The sequence below is a fragment of the Brachybacterium sp. GCM10030252 genome (assembly GCF_042666535.1).
Classification (GTDB): domain Bacteria; phylum Actinomycetota; class Actinomycetes; order Actinomycetales; family Dermabacteraceae; genus Brachybacterium.
Map to the genome: position 1 here is coordinate 310,708 of NZ_JBHTDM010000004.1, position 22,429 is coordinate 333,136.

Sequence of the window (22,429 nt, forward strand, 5' to 3'; positions counted from 1 at the left end):
CCGCTGACGCAGAGCCGGCAGGCCGTGGCATCTCCACGGCCCGGACATGACGAGGACGGGACGGTCGATGCTGGCGCTGAGCATCCTGGTGTCGGTGGTCTGTGTGGTGACCGCGCTGCTGGGCATCTACTACGCGGTGCGCGATCTGCGGGCCGATCTGGTCCTGCTCGGTGCATGTGCGCTGGTCGCGGTGGTCTGGGTCGTCCTCGCCGTCGTGCTGGGGCTGGAGGACCTCGCCGGCGGTGCCCCGGCCGACCGGGTCACCCTCTACGGCTATCTCCTGACCGGCCTGGCCATGGCCGTCGCCGGCGTGTGGGTCGGCGTGTGGGAGCGCAGCCGCTGGGGCAGCCTCGCGATCGCCGTGGTCGCCCTGACGTCCGTGGTGCTGCTGATGCGCCTTCATCAGATCTGGCCGGGAGGCTTCGCGTGAGCGATGACATGAGGCACACGACCGACGGGGAGAAGCGCCCCACCGCTGCGCCGCGTGCGGGGGAGCAGTCTCGCTCACGCGGCTTCGAGGCCGTGCTGATCATCGTCTACGGGCTGTTCGCCCTCTCCGCGACGGCCCGCAGCCTGGTCCAGATCCTGCGGGACTTCTCCTTCGCGCCCGTCGCCTATGGCTTCTCGCTGCTGGCGGCGCTGACCTACATCGCCGTGACCCTCGCCCTGATCCGCCGCGGCCGCCGTTCGCCCCTGGCCCAGGCGCTGTGCACCCTCGAACTGGTCGGCGTGCTGGCCGTGGGCACGCTGAGCCTGCTCGATCCCGAGCTGTTCGCCGACGCCACCGTGTGGTCGGTCTATGGGCGCGGTTACGGCTTCGTGCCGCTGCTGCTGCCGGCGGTGGCGCTGATCTACATGGTGCGCGGCCGACGCACCCGGTGAGCCGCGTCGGTGCCGGCCCCTCGGCCGCGTCCCGACGACGCCCGACCGCGTACGGTATCCCCGTGACCACAGACGACACCTCCCGACGCGGGCCGTACGAGACGCTGTTCCGCCGCGGCCTCAGCCGGCTCGATGCCGAGCAGGCGCACCGCCTCACGGTCAGCTCGCTGCGGGCGGCCCAGAACCTGCCCGGCGGTCGGCGACTGCTGCGGGCAGCCTTCGCCACCCCTGACCCGCTGCACGATCACCGTCCCGCCCGCCATGTCCTGGGCGCCGACCATCACAGCCCGCTGGGGCTGGCGGCCGGCTTCGACAAGGACGGTGAGGTGCCGCTGGCGCTGCTCGACCTCGGCTTCGGCCATGTGGAGGTGGGCACGGTCACGGCCAAGCCCCAGCCCGGCAATCCCCGCCCGCGATCGTTCCGGCTGATCCCGGACCGCGCCCTCATCAACCGGATGGGCTTCAACAATCACGGCGCCGAGGCACTGGCCCGGCATCTCGCGACCGCTCGCCGTACCGAGCGCGGCCAGCGCGCCGTGATCGGTGTGAACATCGGCAAGTCGAAGGTCACCCCCCTCGAGGATGCGGCGGAGGACTACCGCTTCTCCGCCCGTCTGCTCGCGCCGTACGCCAGCTACCTCGCGATCAACGTCTCCAGCCCGAACACCCCGGGGCTGCGTGACCTCCAGAGCGTCGACATGCTCCGGCCCGTGCTCGAGGCCGTTCTCGACGAGGTCTCCCGGGCACGACGACGCCTGCGCCGTGAGCTCCCCGTGCTCGTGAAGATCTCGCCTGATCTCCACGACGAGGACCTCCGGGCCGTCGCAGCCCTCGCCACCGACGTCGGCCTCTCGGGCGTCATCGCGACCAACACCACCATTGCCCGTCCCGCATCGCTGCGCACCGAGCCCGAGCGGCTGGAGACCATCGGCGCGGGCGGGCTGTCCGGACCCGTGCTCGCCGAGCGCTCCCTGGAGGTGCTGCGACTGCTGCGCACCGAACTGCCGGGCGAGGCCGCCATCATCAGCTGCGGGGGAGTGACCACCGCTGCCGACGTCCGCGCCCGCCTGGCGGCCGGGGCCGACCTGGTCCAGGGGTACACGGCGATGATCTACGAGGGCCCGGGCTGGCCGGGGCGGCTGGCCCGCGAGCTCGGTGGCGAGGCATGGGCCTGAGCGCGTCCTGCCGCCCGGCGGCGGTGCACGGCCGCGGGCGCAGGACCTGCGGCGCCGGCGTCCCCGACCTAGGCTGAGGGTATGGACGAGGACCTGTTCTCGCTCGGTGGCGATGCGCCGACCCCGCGCACGCTGTCCGACCGCAACCGCGACCATCGCGCCCCGCTCGCGGTGCGGATGCGCCCGCGCAGCCTCGAGGAGATCGTCGGCCAGCACGACGCCCTCGAGCCCGGCAGCCCGCTGCGCCGCCTGGTGGCGGCCGACGACGCCCGGACCGCGCCCAGCTCCGTGATCCTGTGGGGCCCGCCCGGCACGGGCAAGACCACCCTGGCCTACGTCGTCGCGCAGTCGGGGGACCGCGAGTTCGTCGAGGTCTCCGCAGTGCTCGCCGGCGTCAAGGACATCCGCGAGGTGGTCGACCAGGCGCGCTCGAGGCTGCGGACCGTCGGCCGCGAGACGGTCCTGTTCATCGACGAGGTGCACCGCTTCTCGAAATCGCAGCAGGACGCCCTGCTGCCCAGCGTCGAGAACCGCTGGGTCACCCTCATCGCCGCGACCACCGAGAACCCGTACTTCTCGGTGATCTCCCCGCTGCTGTCCCGCTCGATCGTGCTCACGCTCGAGTCGCTGGAGCGCTCGGATCTCGACGAGCTGATCGATCGCGCCCTGAACGACGAGCGGGGCCTGGACGGCGCGGTGACGCTGACGTCCGAGGCCCGCGAGGCCCTGCTGCGCCTGGGTGGGGGAGATGCACGCAAGATACTGACCTCGCTCGAGGCCGCCGCGGCCGCCGCACTGATGAAGGAATCCCGGGAGATCGACGCGGCCACCCTGTCGCAGGCGGTCAACCGCGCCGCGCTGCGCTACGACCGCGCCGGGGACCAGCACTACGACGTCACCAGCGCCTTCATCAAGTCCATGCGCGGCAGCGATGTCGACGCCGCACTGCACTACCTCGCCGTGATGATCGAATCGGGGGAGGACCCGCGCTTCATCGCCCGCCGCGTCGTCATCGCCGCGAGCGAGGAGGTCGGCATGGCCGACCCCGACGCCCTGCAGGTGGCGGTCGCCGCCATGCAGGCCGTCCAGATGCTCGGCATGCCCGAGGGCCGGATCCCCCTGGCCCAGGCCGTGGTGCATATCGCGACCGCCCCGAAGTCGAACGCCTCCTACCGGGCGCTGGATGCGGCGATCGCCGACGTCCGGGCCGGCAAGGGCACCGGGGTACCGGCTCATCTGCGCGATGCGCACTACGCCGGGGCCGAGAAGCTGGGCCACGGCACCGGTTACCGGTATGCCCACGACGCGCCGCACGGCGTGGTCGCCCAGCAGTACGCCCCGGACGATCTCGTCGGGGTGGACTACTACCGGCCCACGAACCACGGCAACGAGGACCGCACCAGCCGGCGGGTCGAGGCGCTGCGCAGGATCCTGCGCTCGGACGACGCGCGCGGCAGCTGAGGGCGGCGCCCTCCGCGGCGCTGTGGGGGACTCCACAGGACCCGGGCGCTGATCGGGGCCGATGTCCGTTGAGCAGCGGTGTGCGCTGGGGTAGTGTGGGGCGCTGAATCCGCGGCTGCAAGATCAGGATTCAACCACGCGAACAGAGGTAGACCTCGTGACCAACGTCACCCGTGCGCGCCGGCAGGCGCGCCTGTCCCGAGCCCTCGGGCTCCCGCTCACCCCGAAGTCGATCAAGTACTTCGAGAAGCGCCCGTACCCCCCGGGCGAGCACGGCCGTGCTCGCCGTCGGACCGAGTCCGACTACGCCGTGCGTCTGCGCGAGAAGCAGCGTCTGCGCGCCCAGTACGCACTGCGCGAGAAGCAGATGCACCGCTCCTACCTGGACGCCAAGAAGGAGGCGGGCCTGACCGGCGAGAGCATGGTCGAGCTGCTCGAGATGCGTCTCGACGCGCTCGTGCTGCGTGCAGGCTTCGCCCGCACCATCCTCCAGGCCCGTCAGGCCGTCGTGCACCGCCACATCATGGTCGACGGCAAGGTGGTCGACCGGCCCTCCTTCCGCGTGAAGCCCGGCCAGACCATCCAGGTCAAGCCGAAGGCTCAGGCCATGGACCAGTACCAGATCGCCGCCGAGGGCGGTAACTCCGACGTCTACGCCTCCACCCCGGTGTACCTGTCGGTCGAGCTCGACCAGCTCAAGGCCAAGCTGGTCTCGCGGCCCAAGCGCGCCGAGGTCCCCGTGACCTGCGACGTGCAGATGGTCGTCGAGTACTACGCGCGCTGACATGCGCTGATCGCGACGCGAAAGGCCCCGGCAGGAGTACTCCGGTACCCTGACCGGGGCCTTCGTGTCCGCACCGCCCGCCCGGCGCCGCCGCGGGCCCGCCCCAGGTGTCTCAGGAAGGACCTCCCCAGACATGCGCACCTCAGAGATCCATCGCCGCTGGCTCGAATTCTTCGCCTCGAAGCAGCACGAGGTCGTCCCCAGCACCTCGCTGGTCTCCTCGGACCCCTCGATCCTGTTCACGATCGCCGGCATGGTTCCCTTCATCCCGTACATCGTGGGCACCGAGAAGCCTCCGTACGCGCGCGCGGTCAGCGTCCAGAAGTGCATCCGCACCAACGACATCGAGAACGTCGGCCGCACCACGCGCCACGGCACGTTCTTCCAGATGGCGGGGAACTTCTCCTTCGGCGACTACTTCAAGCAGGGTGCGATCGACCTCTCCTGGGAGTTCCTGACCTCCAGCCAGGACGCCGGCGGGCTCGGCATGGATCCCGAGCGCCTGTGGTTCACCGTCTGGGAGCACGACGAGGAGTCCTACCGCCACGTCACCGAGGTGATCGGGCTCGAGCCCCGCCGCGTGGTGCGTCTGCCGCGCGAGGAGATCTTCTGGGACACCGGCCAGCCGGGTCCCGCCGGTCCCTGCGGCGAGTGGCACTACGACCGCGGCCCGGAGTACGGACCCGAGGCCGTCACCGGCACGGTCCCCGAATGGCCGGGTGACGAGCGCGCCGAGGACCGTTACATCGAGATCTGGAACCTCGTGTTCGACCAGTACCTGCGCGGCGAGGGCACGGGCAAGGACTACCCGCTGCTCGGTGAGCTCGACCAGAAGTCCATCGACACGGGGCTCGGTGTCGAGCGCGTCGCCTATCTGCTGCAGGGCAAGCAGAACATGTACGAGATCGACCAGGTCTTCCCCGTCATCGAGAAGGCGCAGGAGCTCACCGGACGGGTCTACGGGGCCGACGAGGAGGACGACGTCCGTCTGCGCATCGTAGGCGATCACGTCCGCAGCGCGATGATGCTGGTGGCCGACGGGGTCCGGCCCGGCAACGAAGGCCGCGGCTACGTGCTGCGCCGCCTGATCCGACGCGCCGTGCGCTCGATGCGGCTGCTCGGCCACACCCAGCCGTCCATGCCGCAGCTGCTGCCCATCTCGCAGTCGGTGATGGTGGAGTCCTACCCGGAGCTCGAGGCAGACTTCGGCCGCATCTCCGAGATCGTCTACGCCGAGGAGGAGGCGTTCCGCCGCACCCTCGAGACCGGCACCACGATCTTCGATCAGCTGGTGAGCGATGTGAAGGGCAGCGGGGGCCGCTCCGTCCCCGGCGAGGACGCCTTCCGTCTCCACGACACCTACGGCTTCCCGATCGACCTCACCGTCGAGATGGCCCACGAGGTCGGCCTCACGGTCGACGAGACTGCCTTCCGCAGCGCCATGCAGGAGCAGCGCGAGCGCGCCCGCGCCGACGCCGCCGCCAAGAAGTCCGGGCACACCGACACGGCGATCTACAACCGGCTGCTCACCCAGCGCGGCGAGAGCGTGCCGTTCCTGGGCTACACGGAGTCCACCGTCGCGACCACCGTCGAGTCGGTGCTGGTCGGCGGGGAGCTCGTCAACGCGGTCGATGCCCCGGCGGATGTCGAGGTGGTCCTCGCCTCGACCCCGTTCTACGCCGAGGCCGGCGGCCAGCTCGCCGATCAGGGCCAGATCACCATCGCCGGCGGCGGCCTGATCGAGGTCGACGACGTGCAGGCCCCGGTGCGCGGGCTCATCGTCCACCGCGGCCGTCTCGTCGAAGGCTCGGTCGCCACCGGGACCGAGGCGGTCGCCGCGATCGACACCGCCCGCCGCGGCGCGATCGCCCGCGCGCACACCGCCACGCACATGGTCCACCAGTCCCTGCGCGAGGAGCTCGGTGAGGGCGCGACCCAGGCCGGTTCGGAGAACTCGCCGGGCCGCATGCGCTTCGACTTCCGCTACGGCCAGGGCGTCCCGCACAGCGCGCTCGAGCAGATCGAGGGCAGGGTGAACACCCTGCTGCAGGACGAGCTCGCGGTCACCGACCAGCAGATGCCGATCGACGAGGCTCGCGCGCTCGGTGCCCAGGCCCTGTTCGGCGAGAAGTACGGCGACATCGTCCGGGTCGTCTCCATCGGCGGGGACTGGTCCCGTGAGCTGTGCGGCGGCACCCATGTCCCCAGCACCGGCGCCATCGGCACCGTGCAGCTGATGGGGGAGTCCTCCATCGGCAGCGGCGTGCGTCGCGTCGACGCTTTGGTGGGCCTGTCCGCCTACCGCTACCAGGCCAAGGAGCACGCCCTGGTCTCCCAGCTCTCCGAGCTGCTGAAGGTGGGATCTCCTGACGACCTGCCCGACCGGGTGCGCGCCCTGACCCAGCGGACCAAGGACATGGAGAAGCAGCTGGCCGCACTGCGCGGGCAGCAGCTGCAGGCCGAGGCCGGGCGCCTGGCCGGCGAAGCGGTCGACGTCGCCGGGGTGCGGCTGCTGGCCCACGACGCCGGGGAGGGGATCGCCGCCGGCGATCTGCGGACCCTCGCGCTGGACCTGCGCTCGCGCCTGGGCGACGACGCGCCTGCCGTGGTCGCCGTGGCCGGGCACGAGAACGAGCGCGCCGCGCTCGTCGTCGCCACCAGCCCCGGAGCCCGCGATCTGGGCCTGGCCGCCGGGAAGATCCTGGCCACCGCCGCCGAGGCGATGGGCGGACGCGGCGGCGGCAAGCCCGACCTCGCCCAGGGAGGCGGCGGTGAGCCCGCCCGCATCCCCGATGCCCTCGCCGCGGTGCGCAGCACTATCGAGGCGGCCGTGACCGCATGAGGCCATCCGACGACGTCCAGGATGTCGCGGGGCTTCCCCGCGGAGTCCGTCTGGGGGTTGATGTCGGAGATGTCCGGGTCGGGCTCGCCCGCAGCGACCGCGACGGGTTGGTGGCGACCCCGGTCGAGACCGTCGAACGGCAGTCCGCGGCCGCGCGCGTGGCGCTCGAGGCGCGCGAGACGGAAGCTCGTGTCATCATGGTCGGGCTTCCGCGTTCCCTGGACGGGACCGAAGGACCTGCCGCCGCCAAGGCCCGCGACTTCGCTGCAGAACTGGCCACGGTCCTGGCACAGGGCCCGCAGGACACCACGGGAGTCGGCGACGTCGAGATCCGCCTTCTCGACGAGCGGCTGACGACGGTGACAGCACACCAGGCGCTGCACACCTCGGGTCGCAAGGGACGCAAGCACCGGCAGGTCGTCGATCAGGTCGCCGCCGTGATGATCCTGCAGCAGGCGCTGGACATCGAACGGTCGACCGCAGCACGCGCCGGCGAGCTCGTGCCTGCCGCGCAGGACGATTCCGAGCAGGCGGAACGCACCGATCAGGAGGGCACCGCATGAGCGACGACGAGCTGTCCCTGGAGGAGCTCACACAGGAGGAATCCAGCAGCGGCGATCACGGCGCGGCGCCGGCGAAGGGCAACAGCCATCGAGGCCGCCGGCGCAGTCCGCGGCGCGGAGGGTTCGTGCGCTCGGTGCTCCCTGTGCTGCTGGTGATCCTGGTGGTCGCCGGGCTCGGCGTCGGCGGCGTCCAGGGATACCGGTGGCTCACCTCCAACGTCAGCGTCGAGACCGAGGCGGCCGATTACCCGGGGCCCGGCAGCGGGGAAGCCGTCGTCGAGGTCGCCGAGGGCGACACCGGCACCGACATCGCACAGACCCTCGTCGAGCACGACGTCATCAAGACCACGGGCCCGTTCGTCAATCTCTTCGCCAACACGCCCGACGCCTCGGGCATCGAGCCGGGCGTCTACCGGCTCCAGCAGAAGATGCCCGCCGCCGACGCGCTGGAAGCCCTGATGGATCCCGCGAATCTCGCCGGACACCGGGTGATCGTGCCCGAGGGGCTGCGTCTGACCCAGATCTGGCCGCTCCTGTCCGAGGCCTCAGGGATCCCGGTGGAGGACTTCGAGGCGGCTGCCGAGGACTACACCTCCTACGGCATCCCCGAGAACCCGGCGGAGTCAATGGAGGGATACCTGTGGCCGGGCCGCTACGACATCCCCGAGGAGGCCACCGCCGAGGAGGTCATCTCGATGATGTGGGAGCGCATGGAGGAGGAGCTGACAGCTCGCGAGATCCCGGAGGAGGAGTGGCACGAGTCGCTGACCATCGCCTCCCTCGCGGAGCTCGAGGCCAGCAACGCCGAGGACTACGGAAAGGTCGTGCGCACCATCCATAATCGGCTCGAGGGCGCCGGTGATGCCGGCGGCAAACCGATGAGGCTCCAGTTCGACTCCACGGTCCACTACGTCACCGGCAAGAGCGCCAGCGTCGGCACCACCGACGAAGAGCGTGCCACCGACAGCCCGTACAACACCTACGCCCACACCGGCCTCCCCCCGGGGCCGATCGCCGCCCCCGGGGGCGCGACGCTGGATGCGACCATCGACCCGCCCGAGGGCGACTGGCTGTACTTCGTGACGGTCAACACCGACACCGGGGAGACGAAGTTCGCCGAGACCTGGGCGGAGCACGAGAAGAACGTGGCCGAATGGCAGGCCTGGGCGGAGGCGAAGGGGTGACCGCCCCCTCCCGGTTCGCGGTGGTGGGCTCGCCGGTCGCGCATTCGCTCTCGCCCGTCCTGCATGCCGCCGCCTACCGCACCCTTGGTATCGAGGACGCGACGTACGAGCGCTACGACGTCCCCGCCGGCGAGCTGGAGGCATTCGTGCAGGGCGGCGCCGGCCGCGAGCTGGACGGCCTGAGCGTGACGATGCCCGGCAAGCCGGAGGCCTTCGCGCTGGCCGCCGAGTCCGATGAGACCTCGCGCGCCCTGGGCGTCTCCAACACCCTGATCCGTCGCCCCGACGGCACGTGGCGGGCGGAGAACCACGATGTCCACGGGATCGTGGCGGCACTGGGCGATCACGGCGTCGCACCCGCCGGCTCCGGAACTGCCGGGCCCGTGCGGGGCGCGGTGATCGGGTCGGGGTCGACGGCGCTCAGCGCGGTCGCCGCCCTGGTCGCTCTCGGGACCGGCACCATCGTGCTGACGGCACGCAGCCCGGAGAAGCTGGCACCGCTGGAGGCCCTCGCCGCCCGGGCCGGTACCCCCGTCGAGCTGGTGGCGTGGGAGGACAATCACGCTGCCCTGACGGCGGAGGTCGTCGTCAGCGCCCTCGCCGTCGGCGGCGCCGAGACGGTCGCCGCCGACTGGCGCCGGCGCGAGCCGCTCGCGGTGCCGCAGGTGTTCCTCGACGTGCTCTACGACCCGTGGCCGGCCCCGCTGGCGGCCCTGGTCGCCGAGCGCGGCGGCACCGTCGCCGACGGTCTCGAGATGCTGGCCCACCAGGCCGACATGCAGGTGCGCTCCATGCTCGCGGTCACCGCGGCCCCCGTCACCGAGATGCTGGCGGCGGCGCGCGGAGAGGTCGCCCGGCGCGCCTCGGGCCCCGGGACGCCGGGCTGACGACACCGTGCTCCCTTGTCGGGTTCAGCAAAGGAGTAGTAAAGTGGCGGCGCCCGACGGGTCTCGTCGGACGCCGCTGGATCGAGCACGAGGAAGTGACTCATGGACCTGGACCAAGGGCTCGGGGGCGAGAACGACCCCATCGACCCGCAGCGAGCCGGTTCTGCCACGATCGTCCCCGCCACGTCCCCGCCCACGGCGAAGTCCACAGCCGATCCGGCCACGGACACTGCGCCCATCGGCCCGGACGTCTCGACACCGCTGCTGCGACGCTGCACAGCACTGGCCACCCGGGCCCGGGTGGACCTGCTGACCGCGACCCAGCACGCCGCCTCCGACGAGCTCGACCAGACCCTGGCCACTCTGGAGGCCTGGGATCCGGACTCGCTCATCGACCCCGACCCGACGATGGTCGTCCTGGCCGCTGCCGCCCTGCAGGACCTCGCCGAGCGCCTGCCGGACAGCTCCGCCGGCCCCTTCGTCGCCCGCGTGGAGGCGGCACTGGAGCTCCTCCGCACACTCATGCGGACCGGCCGGATCGGCGTCATGGCGTGATTGTCTTCACGTCCGTGCTGGCAGGAGGCGGATGGGGCCCATTTCGAGCGCCGGCCCGTGCTAATCTTCTTCAGTCGCTGCGGCGGCCGCCTGTCCGGGTGGCGGAATTGGTAGACGCGCTAGCTTGAGGTGCTAGTGCCCGTATTAGGGCGTAGGGGTTCAAGTCCCCTCTCGGACACCCTGTGGGACCCCGTCTCCGATCGTGGAGCGGGGTTCTTCTGCGTCACCGGCCGGCTGAGGCACCGCCGGGTCACGACCCGGGTCACCACGGAGCACCGTGGGAGAATCGTCGGCATGGTCCACGTCTTCCTCCATGAGCCCGCGATCGCCGGGAACACCGGCAACGCCATCCGGCTCTCCGCCGTGACCGGGGCCCGGCTCCACCTCATCGAGCCGCTCGGCTTCGATCTCGAGGACGCGAAACTGCGCCGGGCCGGGCTCGACTACCACGATCTCGCCGATGTGAGCATCCACCCCGATCTGGACCGCGCCCTGGCAGCCGCGCCCTCGGCGCGGGTGTTCGCCTTCACCGCGCATACCGAGACGACCTTCGACGAGATCGACTACGCCCCCGAGGATGTGCTGCTGTTCGGCACGGAGCCGACCGGCCTGCCGGCCTCGGCCCTGGAGCACCCCCGGGTGACCGCCCGGGTGCGGATCCCCATGCTCCCGGCCCGGCGCTCCCTGAATCTCGCCAATGCCGTCTCGATCGCCGTGTACGAGGCGTGGCGACAGTTCGGATACGACGGGGCGGGCGCATGACGCGGTCGCACGGAACCGGCACCAGGCTCCCGGCGCGGCTCGCCCGTCGTAACGCCCTCTTCCAGCAGTGGCAGTCCCTGCTGACCAACCGCACCAAGCGTTCCCGCAGCGGAGAGATGATCGTCCAAGGGGTCAGGCCGATCACCCGGGCCATCGCCCATGGCGTCGAGATCCGGGCGCTGCTGTCCGACGGCCGGGAGCGGCCCTCCCGGTGGGCCCGCGAGCTCCTGGCCTCGCCGCCGGCGCCGGTCGTCGAGGTCGATGCGGAGCTGATGGCCGAGCTGGGGGAGCGCGAGGAGGGGGTCCCCGAGCTGCTCGCCCTGGCCGCGGTGCCGAGCGACGACCTCGACCGGTTGACGCCGTCGTCCGATTCGTTGCTGGTCGTCTTCGACCGGCCCTCGAGTCCCGGCAACATCGGGTCCCTCGCCCGGACCGTCGACGCACTCGGTGGCGCTGGCCTGATCATCACCGGGCACAGCGCCGACCCCTGGGATCCGGCCGCCATCCGTGCCAGCACCGGGTCGATCTTCGCCCAGCCCGTGCTGCGACGGGCCTCGCACCGCGACGTGCTGGACTGGGTCGATTCCCGGCGCGGGGAGGGCGAACCTTGGACGGTGCTCGGTCTCGACGAGGCCGGTGGCCGCGCGATCTCCGACGTCGATCTCACGGGCCCCGTCGTGATCGTCGTGGGCAACGAGACGATCGGGATGAGCGCCGGCTGGCGCGAGGGATGCGACGTCGTCGCCGAGATCCCCATGACCGGCAGCGCTTCCTCGCTGAACGCCTCCATCGCAGGCTCGATCGCCCTGTACGAGGCGCGGCGCCAGCGCCAGGCCGCCGGGAAGCCGTCGCAGGGCCCCTGAGCTCAGGCCGTCCCCAGAGCGCTGCGGACCACCGGAGCGCCCAGCAGGCCCAGGAACGGCCCCGCCAGCAGCACCGGGCCCAGAGCGAAGCGCACGCCGGCGCGGCGGGTCACGGCCACCACGACGGTCCCGGCGGCGCCCGCGACCAGCGCGATCCCCAGCAGCCCGGCGATCAGCACGTCCCCGCCGAGTGCGGTGCACATCAGCACCACCACCGGTACCGTCTTCGCGTCGCCCATACCCAGCAGCGCAGGCGCCACCAGGGCGATCAGGATCGCGCCGACCCCCAGCACCAGCGCCAGCACGACAGCGGTACGCAGCCCGCCGCGCAGGGCGGGGACGGCGGCCGCCGTGATCGCCAGAGCGGCGGCCACGGCCGCCGTCATCGAGCCGACCCACGGATTGGGCAGGCGGTGTTCGCGCCCGTCGACCCAGGCCAGCACCAGCGCCGGCGGCAGGTACAGCACCAGCAGCACGACGAGCGGGATCAGCGGGGCAGCAGCAACGGGCACACGGTTATTGCACCAGAGATGCGGGACGGTTCCCGCCCGTCCGGGAGGATTGTGGACGGGCCGGCGATCTCAGATCTCGATCACGGGGGAGTACCCGAGGGTGGATTCGACACGGATGATGCGTCGCCGCATCCACACCTTCTTGCCCCCGCCCATGTACAGGCGGGTGCGGGCGTGCTCCCACCGGCCGTACTCGGCCTGCTCCGTCAGTGTGGCCCGCACCTGGGCCACGGAGCTGTTGCGCGGGACCGTGATGATCTGGAACTCGTAGTCCTCCGCGCGGCGTCCCCGCTCCAGCGGCAGATCCCTGATCCCGCGGGGATCGCGCACGTGCTCGATTCGAGCCGCGAGGGGCTGCTGGCCTCCGGACAACGGCATCCTCCTGTGTGCATAGACGCGTATCGGCCGGCTCCGGGGCCGCCGCTGCCCGACGAGCAGAGTCGTGACCCCGGCCCGGCCGGTTCCACTGTCCATTCTGCCGTCCGACGCGGTACCGTCCAACCATGAACACGGATCCTCGCTCCGCTCTCGCTGCGCTGATCGCTGCCCTGGAACGTCACTACGAGGCCGCCGCCGCGTCCCGCGGTGACGACGATCCGGCCCTGGACGCCGCGACCGAACGTCTGACCACGGCCTTCGACACCTACGACGACGCTCTGTTCGACGCCTACGACATCGCCACCCCGCTCATCGTCTTCGACGCCGAGGACGACGACGATGAGGATGACGACGACTTCGACGACCTCGATGAGTTCGAGGACGACGAGGACGATGACGATGACTACGAGGACGGCGACTACGACGAGGATGACGCCGAGCGCTGAGACCGCTCCATGAGCGGGTCGTAGAACGTGCACGCCATCTTCACCACAGGTCCCCACGCGGCGCCGGGCATCGAGCCCGGCGCCGCGTACTCTGTCCGAGGCCGATGAACATGTCGGCCCGAGTGCGCCGTCCGTCCTTCCCCGAGGAGAGTCCATGTCGTTCATCGAGGCGATCATCCTGGGGCTCGTCCAGGGACTGACCGAGTTCCTCCCGATCTCCTCGAGCGCCCATGTGCGCGTCGTCGGTGAGCTCATGGATCCCGGCCAGGACCCGGGCGCGGCCTTCACCGCCATCATCCAGCTCGGCACCGAAGCGGCCGTGGTGATGTACTTCTGGAAGGACATCACCCGCATCATCGGCAAGTGGTTCAAGGCCCTGGCCGGCAAGGTCCCCCAGTCCGATCCGGACGTGAGGATGGGCTGGCTGGTGATCGTCGGGTCGATCCCGATCGGCGTGCTCGGACTGCTGTTCGAGGACCAGATCGATCACGGCCTGCGCAACCTCTACATCACCGCGTCGATGTTGATCGGATTCGGTGTGCTGCTCGGACTGGCGGACCGCATCGCTCCTCAGCGCAAGGAGCTGGACACCCTCACCGTCCGTCACGGCATCCTCTTCGGCCTCGCCCAGGCCCTCGCCCTGATCCCCGGCGTCTCACGGTCCGGCGGGACCATCACCGCAGGCCTCCTCATGGGCTACACCCGTCAGGCCGCCGCACGCTACGCGTTCCTCCTCGCCATCCCGGCCGTCTTCGCCTCCGGCCTCTACAAGGCCGCCAAGGAGGTGCCGGCGCTGCTGTCCGCCGACGGTCGTGCCGCCGCAGCCGCGGCCGGGGAGCCCTCCTTGGTGGCGATCATCATCTCGACGGCCGTCGCCTTCGGGGTGGGATACGCCGTCATCGTGTGGTTCATGCGGCTGATCGAGAACCGCTCCTACCTGCCCTTCGTCCTCTACCGCGTGGCCGCTGGCCTGGTGCTGCTGGTTCTGCTGTGGCTCGGAGTGGTCGACCCTCTCGGCGGCGCCTGAGGCCTCGCACGGCCCGTATGATCGGACGGTGCTTTCCTGGACCTCCCCGTCGATCACGCCCCTTCCCGCCTCCGACATCCCGCTGAGGCTGCACGACACCCGGACGGGGCGGGTGGCGCCCCTCGTCCCGATCATGCCCGGTCGCGCCCGGCTGTACGTCTGCGGGATCACGCCGTACGACGCGACCCATCTGGGGCATGCGGCCACGTATCACGCCGCGGACCTGATGCGGCGTGCGCTGCTGGACACGGGGCTGGAGGTGGACGTCGCCCAGAACGTCACCGACGTCGACGACCCGCTGCTGGAGCGTGCCGCCCGCGACGGGGTCGACTGGCGCGAGCTCGCCGCCTCGCAGACCGCCCTGTTCGCCGAGGACATGGAGGCGCTGCGCATCCTCGCCCCGGACACCTATCGCTCCGTCAGCGAGAGCATGGACGGGATCATCGCTCTGGTCCAGCGCGTGCACGAGCGCGGACGCGCGTATCCCGTCCCCGCCGAGGACGCTGCGGGCCCGGACTGGTATCTCGACCTGGCTGTGGACGGGGCGCTGGGCGATGTCTCGGGCTGGAGCGAGCAGCAGATGCTCTCGGTCTTCGCCGAGCGCGGCGGTGACCCGGAGCGCGAGGGCAAGCGGGGCCGCTTCGATCCGCTGCTGTGGCGCGCCGAACGGGAGGGCGAGCCCGCGTGGGACGGCGGTGTCCTGGGCCGTGGCCGTCCCGGCTGGCACGTCGAGTGCGTCTGCATCGCCGAGGACGGCCTCGGCCTGCCCTTCGACGTCCAGGCCGGTGGCAGCGATCTGATCTTCCCCCATCACGACCTCGGCGCGGCGCATGCCGTGGCCCTGGGCCGCGGCTTCGCCGGGACCTACATGCACAGCGGCATGGTCGCCCATGAGGGCGAGAAGATGAGCAAGTCCCTGGGCAACCTGGTCTTCGTCCACCGACTGGTGCGCGATGGCATCGACCCGATGGTGGTCCGGCTGGTGCTCATGGCCCATCACTACCGCGCCGACTGGGAATGGTCCGCCGAGGAGGTCGACCTCGCCACGAGCCGTCTGCACAGCTACCGGGGCGCCGCCGAACAGGGAGGGCAGCACCCGGAGACGGTCGAGGCGCTGCGCCGCGCGCTGCGCGACGACCTGGACACGCCGTCCGCGCTGAGCGCCCTGGACGCCTGGGCCTCCGACTCGGCCGGCAGCGGTGAAGCCCCCGAGGCCGGCGACCGGGCTCCCGGCGATGTGCCCGCCGCGGCGGACGCCCTGTTCGGACTGGACCTGACTCCGCGCACGAGCTGAGCGGCCGGCAGCCGGGCGGCCCCGGGCCGACTCGACGCGCCGGCCCGTTCCCCCGGTCCGACGCGCCGGCCCGTTCCCCCGATCCGTGGCGCAGGAGACACGGATCGGGGGAACGGGCGGCACGGGTCGGCGAGCCGTCGTGGTGGGCCATGTCCTGCGCCGCGACGTCGCGCGGAAAGCAGGCCGCCCGGGAGGAAGACCACCTGGGAGGAGGCCGTGCGGGAGGGGGGCCGCGCGGGAGGGGGGCCGCGCGGGAAGGAGGGGGACTACTCCGACTCGCGTCGCCGCCGCAGGAACTGCTCGAACTCCTTCGCGATGGCGTCGCCGCTGGCCTCGGGCAGCCCGGCCGCGTCCTGCGCCTGCTCCAGTCGCCGCACGTACTCCGCGACGTCCTCGTCGGTGCGGGCCAGCTCGTCGACACCGCGCTCCCACGCCTCCGCGTCCTCGATCAGCTCCTCGATCGGGATCGGCGCGCTGACGCGCTCCTGGACCTCCCGCAGCAGACCCAGCACCGCCTTCGGCGAGGGGTTCTGCGAGACGTAGTGGGGCACCTGCACCCAGATGCTGGTGGTGCGGAGACCGGCGGAGGCGGCGCGCCGCGCCAGGATCGTCGGCACCCCGACCGGACCGGAGTACAGCTCCGAGTCCTCGACCGGCTCGGCGGACCCGGGCTCGACCGCAGAGGAGACCGGCAGCGGGCGCGAGTGCGGCGAGTCCGCCAGCAGCGCGCCCAGCGAGATGACGGAGCTCACGTCGAGGATCTGCATCTGCTCGAGCACCTCGTCACAGAAGCGCTTCCAGTGCAGGGACGGCTCCGGGCCCAGGACGGTGACGATCTCCGGTCCCCGCGGGGGCTGGAGGATGCGCAGCTCGGTGTCGGGCCAGTCGATCACGCGCAGGCCCGCCTCCGTCGTGCGGATCTCGGGCCGGTTGACCTGGAAGTCGATGTACTCCTCGGCATCGACCGCTCCGGCAGGACGCGACGGCCACACCTCGAGCAGGTGCTCGATCACCCCCGTGGCGGCCTCTCCCGCGTCGTTCCATCCGCTGAAAGCCGTGATGGCGATTCGACTCATCGCTCCATCATAGGCTCCGCCGACGGGACGGAGCCGGGGTGCAGGCGCAGCGGATATCCTCGCCCTGTCCTGGGGAGCCGCCGTCCCCGGCCCGAAGGAGACGGATGATGAAGAGCCCCACGCTGCGCCTCGGCCCGCTGCCGCCGATCCGTGTCAGCCCGGGCACGCTCGTCACCGTGCTGATCCTCGCCGTGATCATCCACCCCGGGCTCGCCCGGGGCGGCACGACGGATCCCTTGACGCCCATCCTGCTGTCCCTGGGCATAGCCCTGTTCATGATCGTCTCCGTGCTGGTGCACGAATCCGCGCACGCCCTCAGCGCCCGGGCGTTCGGCGCCACGGTCGACCACATCGCCCTGACCCTGTGGGGCGGGCACACCCAGTACCGCGGGGAGGCGCTGGGAGCGCTGCCCTCGCTGGTGATCTCCCTGTCCGGCCCGATCAGCAACGGGGTGCTCGCAGCCCTCACCGCCGGCGCCGCGTCCCTGTCCGAGCCCGGCTCGTCCGCCGCGGTGTTCTGGGGCCTGTCCTCGTGGCTGAACATCGCCCTCGCCCTGTTCAATCTGCTCCCCGGGCTGCCGATGGACGGCGGCCGCGCCCTGGAGTCCCTGCTGTCCGGCGTGCTGCGCAACCCGCTGCTGGGAACCCGCATCACCGCCTGGATCGGTCGCGGCATCGCGGTGCTGGTGGTCGTGTTTCCCCTGGTGCGGATCGTGCGGGCCGACGGGGCGGGAACACTCTCGCTGCTGACCGTGCTGTGGGCCGTCCTGATCGCGGGCATGCTGTGGCAGGGCGCCTCCCGGGCACTGGAATCGGCGAACCTCAGCCACCGCGTCGACTCCCTCGACGCGGAGAGCCTCGCCCATCCGATGCGAATCGTCCCGCCGAGCCGGCCCCTGGCCGAGCTGGGCACCACCGGCGACCTCGACGACGTGCTCATCCTCGACCCCGCCCCGCCCGGGTCCGGGCACATCGGCAGCGCCTACCGCATCGATCCCGTCGCCGCCGCCGCGGTCCCGGCGGACCGGCGCGCAGCCACCCCGGTCAGCGCGGTCGCCGGATCCGTCGGCCCGATCGGCCGACTCGACGCCTCCCTGCGCGGCAACGCGCTGGTCTCGGTGATGCTCGCCCGCCCTATGCCCGGCTACCTCGTCACCGACGCCGAGGGGGCGGTGCACGGGGTGATCATGAGCGCCGACGTCAATGCGCTTCTGCGCGGTCGGTGAACATCGCCTCCCTTCCTCCCGTCCGTCTCACCGCGCGTCATATGCTGGAACGCATGACTGATCAGCCGTCGCAGCCCGCAGCCCGGACCGGGGCGCAGGGCCCCGCGCCCCGCGCGCCCCGCCGCGGCCTGGACCGCACCGGCCCCTTCGACCTCGGCGACAAGGTCCAGCTCGCCGACTCCAAGAACCGGCTGCACACCATCACCCTGAAGCCCGGCGGCGAGTTCCACACCCACCGCGGCGTGCTGCGCCACGACCAGCTGATCGGCGCCGAGGACGGCGTGGTCGTCGAGGACAACCGGGGCACCAGATACCAGGCGCTGCGCCCGCTGTACGCCGACTACATGCTCTCCATGCCGCGCGGCGCCGCCATCATCTACCCCAAGGACGCCGCCCAGATCCTCATGTGGGGCGACATCTTCCCCGGCGCCCGCGTGCTGGAGGCCGGGGTGGGCTCCGGCGGCCTGACCACGGCGCTGCTGCGCGCCGTCGGCCCCGACGGCAGCCTGCACTCGATCGAGCGCCGCGAGGACTTCGCCGAGGTGGCCCGGGAGAACGTCGAGACCTTCTTCGGCGGCCCCAACCCGTCCTGGGATCTCACCGTCGGCGACTTCCAGGACGTCGCCCCGACGCTGGCGCCCGACGGGCCCGCCGTCGACCGCGTCGTCCTGGACATGCTCGCCCCCTGGGAATGCATCGAGGCCGCCGCGGAGGTGCTCGTCTCCGGGGGCGTGTTCCTCGCCTACGTCGCCACGGTCACCCAGCTCTCCCGCACCGCCGAGGCGCTGCGCGACCATGGGGAGTTCACCGAGCCCTTCGCCTGGGAGTCCTTCGTGCGTCCCTGGCACCTCGAGGGGCTCGCGGTGCGACCGGAGCACCGCATGAACGCCCATACCGGGTTCCTGCTCACCTCGCGCCGCACGGCCCACGGCACGTCGGCCCTGACGCGCGTGACCCGCCCGGCTCCCGGTTCGCGGGTCGAGGAGGAGATGAACGATCCCGCCAACGACGGCTTCGGCGGCTCGGACAGCGAATGGGGCCCGCAGGACCTGGGGGAGCGCGGCGTCGCCCCGCGCAAGCTCAAGCGCGCCCTGCGCGACATCCGGCAGGGCCGGGACCGCTGAGCCGACCGGCGACGACAGGGAAGGAGAGGCCGCGACGATGAAGACCTACGCGGAGATGACGGCCGAGCTGGAGCAGCTGGCCGCCCACAACGACCGCCTCACCAGCGGGCTCCGAGCCGCCCGCGCCCAGATCGTCGAGCTCAAGGCCGACCTGGAGCGGGTGGGGGATCCGCCGAACTCCTACGCCACGTTCCTGCGCCGCACCGAGGGGACCACCATCGACGTGCTCCACAACGGCCGCCGGCTGCGCGTGGCCACGGCCGCGAGCCTGGACCTGGAGAGTCTGGAACCCGGCGCCGAGCTGCGACTGAACGAGTCGCTGGCCGCCGTGGAGGCGGTGGCCCCGAGCGATGCGGGCAACGTCGTGCCCGTCGTGGAGTCCCTGCCCGACACCCGCGTGATCGTGGCGGTCGCCCCCGACGACACCCGGGTGCTGCGCCGCGCCGGCGCCCTGGCCGAGGAGGCGCTGCACCCTGGTGACCACGTGCTGGTCGACCTGAAGGCGCAGCTGGTCATGGAGCGCATCGACCGCGCCGAGATCACCGACCTCGTCCTCGAGCAGGTCCCCGACGTCACCTTCGACCAGATCGGGGGGCTCGGCGGCCAGATCGAGGCCATCCGCGACGCCGTCGAGCTGCCGTTCCTCCAGCAGGACCTCTACCGCACCTACGGTCTGCGCCCGCCCCAGGGCGTGCTGCTGTACGGCCCGCCCGGCTGCGGCAAGACGATGATCGCCAAGGCCGTCGCCCACGAGCTCGTGCTGCGCTCGGCCGAGGTGCGCGGCGTCAGCGTCGCCGAAGCCCTCGAGAACTCCGCGTTCCTCAACATCAAGGGCCCGGAGCTGCTGAACAAGTACGTCGGTGAATCCGAGCGCTCCATCCGCCTCGTCTTCGAGCGCGCTCGCGAGAAGGCCGCCGCCGACCACCCCGTGGTGATCTTCTTCGATGAGATGGAGGCCCTGTTCCGCACCCGCGGCTCCGGCCTCTCCAGCGACGTCGAGACCACGATCGTGCCGCAGCTGCTGGCTGAGATCGACGGCGTCGAGGACCTCGACAACGTCATCGTCATCGGCGCCTCCAACCGTGAGGACATGATCGATCCGGCGATCCTGCGCCCCGGCCGGCTGGACGTGAAGATCCGAGTGCGCCGTCCCGATCTCGAGGCGGGCCGCGAGATCCTGGGGCTCTATCTCGACGAGTCCGTCCCGATGCGGGAGGACCGCGACCAGCTGCTGGATGTGGCGGCACAGGACATCTACGACGACGGCCCGGCCTCGGCGTTCGTGCGCCTGGAGTACTCCGACGGCTCCGAGGAGACCCTCCACTTCCGCGACTTCGTCTCCGGGGCGACGCTGCGCAACATCACCGACCGCGCCAAGAAGCTCGCGGTCAAGGACCAGCTGGCCAGCGGGTCGGTGGGACTGACCGCACAGCATCTGCGCGAGGCGATCACCGCCGAGTTCGTCGAGAACGAGGACATGCCCTCGGCGGCGCACCCCGAGGACTGGGCTCGCGTCTCCGGCACCCGCGGCAAGCAGGGCCGCCGGATCGAGGCAGTGGTCCCGCTGCAGGGACGCTCCCGCGCGGCCGAGGCGGAGGAGCCCCTGGTCGAGGAGGTGCGGGGATGAGCACTGACACGAGCGATCAGGCCGGCGGCCCGGCGGGCCTGGCGGATGTCACCGACCTCACCACCGAGCGCGTCATGGGGATCGAGACCGAGTTCGGTGTGCTCCACACCGATCCCGAGACCCGCTCGCGCGCCGGTGCCGGCAGCGCCGTCGGACTCTCGCACCTGGTCGTCGGCGCCTACGCCCTGCTGGACCCGCACGAGGGCGAGCGCGGATCCCGCGTACGCTGGGACTACGGCGATGAGACCCCGCTGCGCGACGCGCGCGGCTTCGACCTGCAGCGCGCCGCAGCCCACCCCACCCAGCTCACCGACGAGGTGCACGAGGCGCACCTGCCCAGCGCCCCGAGCCTGCCCAGCGTCGAGCTGGATGCCCCGGCCGCCGGCCCCGAGACCGCCCCGGACGGCGATGACGCCGAGGTGCTCAGCTGGGCGGCCCAGCGTTCGATCGGCAACGCCGTGCTGGCCAACGGCGCGCGCTGGTACGTCGACCACGCGCACCCGGAGTACTCCGCCCCCGAGGTCACCCGTGCCCGCGAGGCCGTGGTCGCCGACCGTGCTGGGGAGGAGATCGCTCGCCGCGCCATGGGAATCCTCGAGGCCGCCGACGGCATCCCGGGCGTCACCCTCTACAAGAACAACACCGACGGCAAGGGCGCGTCCTACGGCACGCACGAGAACTACCTCGTCGAGCGCGAGGTGCCGTTCGAACGCCTCACCGCCGCGATGCTCCCGTTCCTGAGCACCCGCCAGGTGCTCGTGGGCGCCGGTCGTGTGGGCCTCGGTCCCCGGGGCGAGCAGCCCGGCTACCAGATCTCCTCCCGCGCTGACTTCATGGAGGCCGAGGTGGGACTGGAGACCACCTTGAACCGGCCGATCGTGAACACGCGCGACGAGCCCCATGCGGACCCCTCGCGCTTCCGCCGCCTGCACGTGATCATCGGTGACGCGAACCTGCTGGAGGAGTCGACGTTCCTCAAGCTCGGCTCCACCTCCCTGGTGCTCGCCGCGCTGGAGGCCGAGCACCGCACCGGGCATGCGATCCTTCCCGATCTGCGCCTGGCCGACCCGGTCGCGGCCGTGCACACGATCAGCCACGACCCCACGCTGAGAGCGACCGTGCCCCTGACCGACGGGCGCGAGCTCACCGCCCTCCAGATTCAGCGCGCCCACCTCGAGGCGCTCGAGCCGCTGTGCGACCCGGGCGACGAGGAGACCGCGGCGGTACTGCGCACGTGGGGCGAGCTGCTGGACCTGCTCGAGCAGGATCCCGCGCTGGCCGCCGACCGCATCGAATGGGTCGCCAAGCTGCAGCTGCTCGAACGCTACCGCGCCCGGCACGGCCTGGAGTGGGGCGATCCGCGGTTGTCCCTGATCGACCTGCAGTTCAGCGACCTCCGTCCCAGCCGGGGCCTGTTCGCGAAGCTGCGCGCAGCCGGCGCCGTGGGCACGCTCGTGGCGCAGGAGGAGGTGGACGCGGCGATCACCACCCCGCCCGCGTCGACCCGCGCCCACCTGCGCGGCCGCCTCATCGCCGCCCATCGCGAGCACGTCCCCTCGGCCGGGTGGGACGCGATCACCCTGGCCGGGCCCGACGGCGGACACCGTCTGCGCCTGGCGGATCCGCGCCTCGGCTCCGCCTCCTGGTGCCAGGCCCACGGCATCGACCTCCGCGGGGGCGTCGAACAGATCCTCGACTCGCTGCGCCGAGCCGTCGGCGAGCACTGAGGATGATGCTCGGCCCCGACGCCGGCGTCTCCGC

General features: G+C 71.7%; 22 protein-coding genes and 1 tRNA gene. 20 read left to right on the plus strand and 3 right to left on the minus strand.

Annotated features, from left to right (window positions below; genetic code table 11):
• The first annotated feature begins 46 nt into the window (after positions 1 to 46).
• From ACFQRJ_RS03125 to ACFQRJ_RS03185, 13 genes are all read left to right on the plus strand, one after another.
• The gene (locus ACFQRJ_RS03125) at positions 47 to 430 is read left to right on the plus strand and encodes a hypothetical protein (protein WP_377016932.1); all 384 of its coding nucleotides are present in this window, start codon (positions 47 to 49) and stop codon (positions 428 to 430) included.
• 8 nt (positions 431 to 438) lie between these two features.
• Entirely contained in the window at positions 439 to 882 is a 444-nt protein-coding gene (locus ACFQRJ_RS03130; RefSeq protein WP_377016934.1) for a hypothetical protein, read from the plus strand.
• 62 nt (positions 883 to 944) lie between these two features.
• Positions 945 to 2,057 (plus strand): quinone-dependent dihydroorotate dehydrogenase, encoded by a 1,113-nt coding sequence (locus tag ACFQRJ_RS03135; RefSeq protein ID WP_377016936.1) that lies wholly within the window; start codon positions 945 to 947, stop codon positions 2,055 to 2,057.
• Positions 2,058 to 2,138: 81 nt separating this feature from the next.
• Entirely contained in the window at positions 2,139 to 3,518 is a 1,380-nt protein-coding gene (locus ACFQRJ_RS03140) for a replication-associated recombination protein A (protein ID WP_377016938.1), read from the plus strand.
• A 157-nt stretch (positions 3,519 to 3,675) separates the two neighbouring features.
• Positions 3,676 to 4,302 (plus strand): 30S ribosomal protein S4, encoded by a 627-nt coding sequence (gene rpsD, locus ACFQRJ_RS03145; RefSeq protein ID WP_377016940.1) that lies wholly within the window; start codon positions 3,676 to 3,678, stop codon positions 4,300 to 4,302.
• Between the two features lie 133 nt (positions 4,303 to 4,435).
• On the plus strand, positions 4,436 to 7,144 hold the full coding sequence (alaS, locus tag ACFQRJ_RS03150) for an alanine--tRNA ligase (RefSeq protein WP_377016942.1): 2,709 nt from the start codon (positions 4,436 to 4,438) through the stop codon (positions 7,142 to 7,144).
• Positions 7,141 to 7,707, plus strand: a complete 567-nt coding sequence (gene ruvX, locus ACFQRJ_RS03155) for a Holliday junction resolvase RuvX (RefSeq protein ID WP_377016945.1) — start codon at positions 7,141 to 7,143, stop codon at positions 7,705 to 7,707. Before alaS ends, ruvX begins: the two co-directional genes overlap by 4 nt.
• A complete protein-coding gene (mltG, locus tag ACFQRJ_RS03160) occupies positions 7,704 to 8,891 on the plus strand; it encodes an endolytic transglycosylase MltG (RefSeq protein WP_377016947.1) in 1,188 nt (395 codons plus the stop codon). Before ruvX ends, mltG begins: the two co-directional genes overlap by 4 nt.
• Complete coding sequence (locus ACFQRJ_RS03165) at positions 8,888 to 9,778, plus strand: shikimate dehydrogenase (RefSeq protein ID WP_377016949.1); 891 nt, start codon at positions 8,888 to 8,890, stop codon at positions 9,776 to 9,778. Before mltG ends, ACFQRJ_RS03165 begins: the two co-directional genes overlap by 4 nt.
• Positions 9,779 to 9,880: 102 nt before the next feature.
• Positions 9,881 to 10,333, plus strand: coding sequence for a hypothetical protein (locus ACFQRJ_RS03170; protein ID WP_377016951.1), 453 nt, complete (start codon positions 9,881 to 9,883; stop codon positions 10,331 to 10,333).
• Positions 10,334 to 10,425: 92 nt separating this feature from the next.
• Positions 10,426 to 10,511: transfer RNA gene (locus tag ACFQRJ_RS03175), tRNA-Leu, on the plus strand.
• Between the two features lie 116 nt (positions 10,512 to 10,627).
• Entirely contained in the window at positions 10,628 to 11,095 is a 468-nt protein-coding gene (locus ACFQRJ_RS03180; RefSeq protein WP_377016953.1) for a tRNA (cytidine(34)-2'-O)-methyltransferase, read from the plus strand.
• On the plus strand, positions 11,092 to 11,958 hold the full coding sequence (locus ACFQRJ_RS03185; RefSeq protein WP_377016955.1) for a TrmH family RNA methyltransferase: 867 nt from the start codon (positions 11,092 to 11,094) through the stop codon (positions 11,956 to 11,958). Before ACFQRJ_RS03180 ends, ACFQRJ_RS03185 begins: the two co-directional genes overlap by 4 nt.
• 2 nt (positions 11,959 to 11,960) lie before the next feature.
• Here ACFQRJ_RS03185 and ACFQRJ_RS03190 read toward each other — a convergent pair whose 3' ends face one another.
• Both ACFQRJ_RS03190 and ACFQRJ_RS03195 read right to left on the minus strand, forming a co-directional pair.
• On the minus strand, positions 11,961 to 12,470 hold the full coding sequence (locus tag ACFQRJ_RS03190; RefSeq protein ID WP_377016957.1) for a hypothetical protein: 510 nt from the start codon (positions 12,468 to 12,470) through the stop codon (positions 11,961 to 11,963).
• Positions 12,471 to 12,539: 69 nt separating this feature from the next.
• On the minus strand, positions 12,540 to 12,848 hold the full coding sequence (locus ACFQRJ_RS03195) for a DUF5703 family protein (RefSeq protein WP_377016959.1): 309 nt from the start codon (positions 12,846 to 12,848) through the stop codon (positions 12,540 to 12,542).
• 125 nt (positions 12,849 to 12,973) lie between these two features.
• Between ACFQRJ_RS03195 and ACFQRJ_RS03200 the strand changes: the two genes are divergently transcribed.
• From ACFQRJ_RS03200 to mshC, 3 genes are all read left to right on the plus strand, one after another.
• Positions 12,974 to 13,294, plus strand: coding sequence for a DNA primase (locus ACFQRJ_RS03200; protein ID WP_377016961.1), 321 nt, complete (start codon positions 12,974 to 12,976; stop codon positions 13,292 to 13,294).
• Positions 13,295 to 13,448: 154 nt separating this feature from the next.
• Positions 13,449 to 14,321: an undecaprenyl-diphosphate phosphatase gene (locus ACFQRJ_RS03205; RefSeq protein WP_377016963.1), complete on the plus strand. Its 873-nt coding sequence runs from the start codon at positions 13,449 to 13,451 to the stop codon at positions 14,319 to 14,321.
• A gap of 28 nt (positions 14,322 to 14,349) precedes the next feature.
• Positions 14,350 to 15,615, plus strand: a complete 1,266-nt coding sequence (gene mshC, locus ACFQRJ_RS03210) for a cysteine--1-D-myo-inosityl 2-amino-2-deoxy-alpha-D-glucopyranoside ligase (protein WP_377016965.1) — start codon at positions 14,350 to 14,352, stop codon at positions 15,613 to 15,615.
• 266 nt (positions 15,616 to 15,881) lie between these two features.
• Here the strand turns inward: mshC and ACFQRJ_RS03215 are convergent, their stop codons facing one another.
• On the minus strand, positions 15,882 to 16,691 hold the full coding sequence (locus ACFQRJ_RS03215) for a PAC2 family protein (RefSeq protein WP_377016967.1): 810 nt from the start codon (positions 16,689 to 16,691) through the stop codon (positions 15,882 to 15,884).
• 107 nt (positions 16,692 to 16,798) lie between these two features.
• On the opposite strand from ACFQRJ_RS03215, the gene ACFQRJ_RS03220 reads away from it, so the two are divergent.
• Genes ACFQRJ_RS03220 through dop form a run of 4 tightly spaced genes read left to right on the plus strand, consistent with a single transcriptional unit; the run spans position 16,799 to position 22,395 of the window.
• Positions 16,799 to 17,917 (plus strand): site-2 protease family protein, encoded by a 1,119-nt coding sequence (locus tag ACFQRJ_RS03220; RefSeq protein WP_377016969.1) that lies wholly within the window; start codon positions 16,799 to 16,801, stop codon positions 17,915 to 17,917.
• Positions 17,918 to 17,970: 53 nt separating this feature from the next.
• Positions 17,971 to 19,041 carry a tRNA (adenine-N1)-methyltransferase gene (locus ACFQRJ_RS03225; protein ID WP_377016971.1) on the plus strand — a complete coding sequence of 357 codons (1,071 nt, stop codon included), beginning with the start codon at positions 17,971 to 17,973 and terminating at the stop codon, positions 19,039 to 19,041.
• Between the two features lie 37 nt (positions 19,042 to 19,078).
• A complete protein-coding gene (arc, locus tag ACFQRJ_RS03230; RefSeq protein ID WP_377016973.1) occupies positions 19,079 to 20,668 on the plus strand; it encodes a proteasome ATPase in 1,590 nt (529 codons plus the stop codon).
• Positions 20,665 to 22,395, plus strand: a complete 1,731-nt coding sequence (gene dop / locus ACFQRJ_RS03235; RefSeq protein ID WP_377016975.1) for a depupylase/deamidase Dop — start codon at positions 20,665 to 20,667, stop codon at positions 22,393 to 22,395. The genes arc and dop overlap by 4 nt, the downstream gene beginning before the upstream one ends.
• Positions 22,396 to 22,429 lie beyond the last annotated feature (34 nt).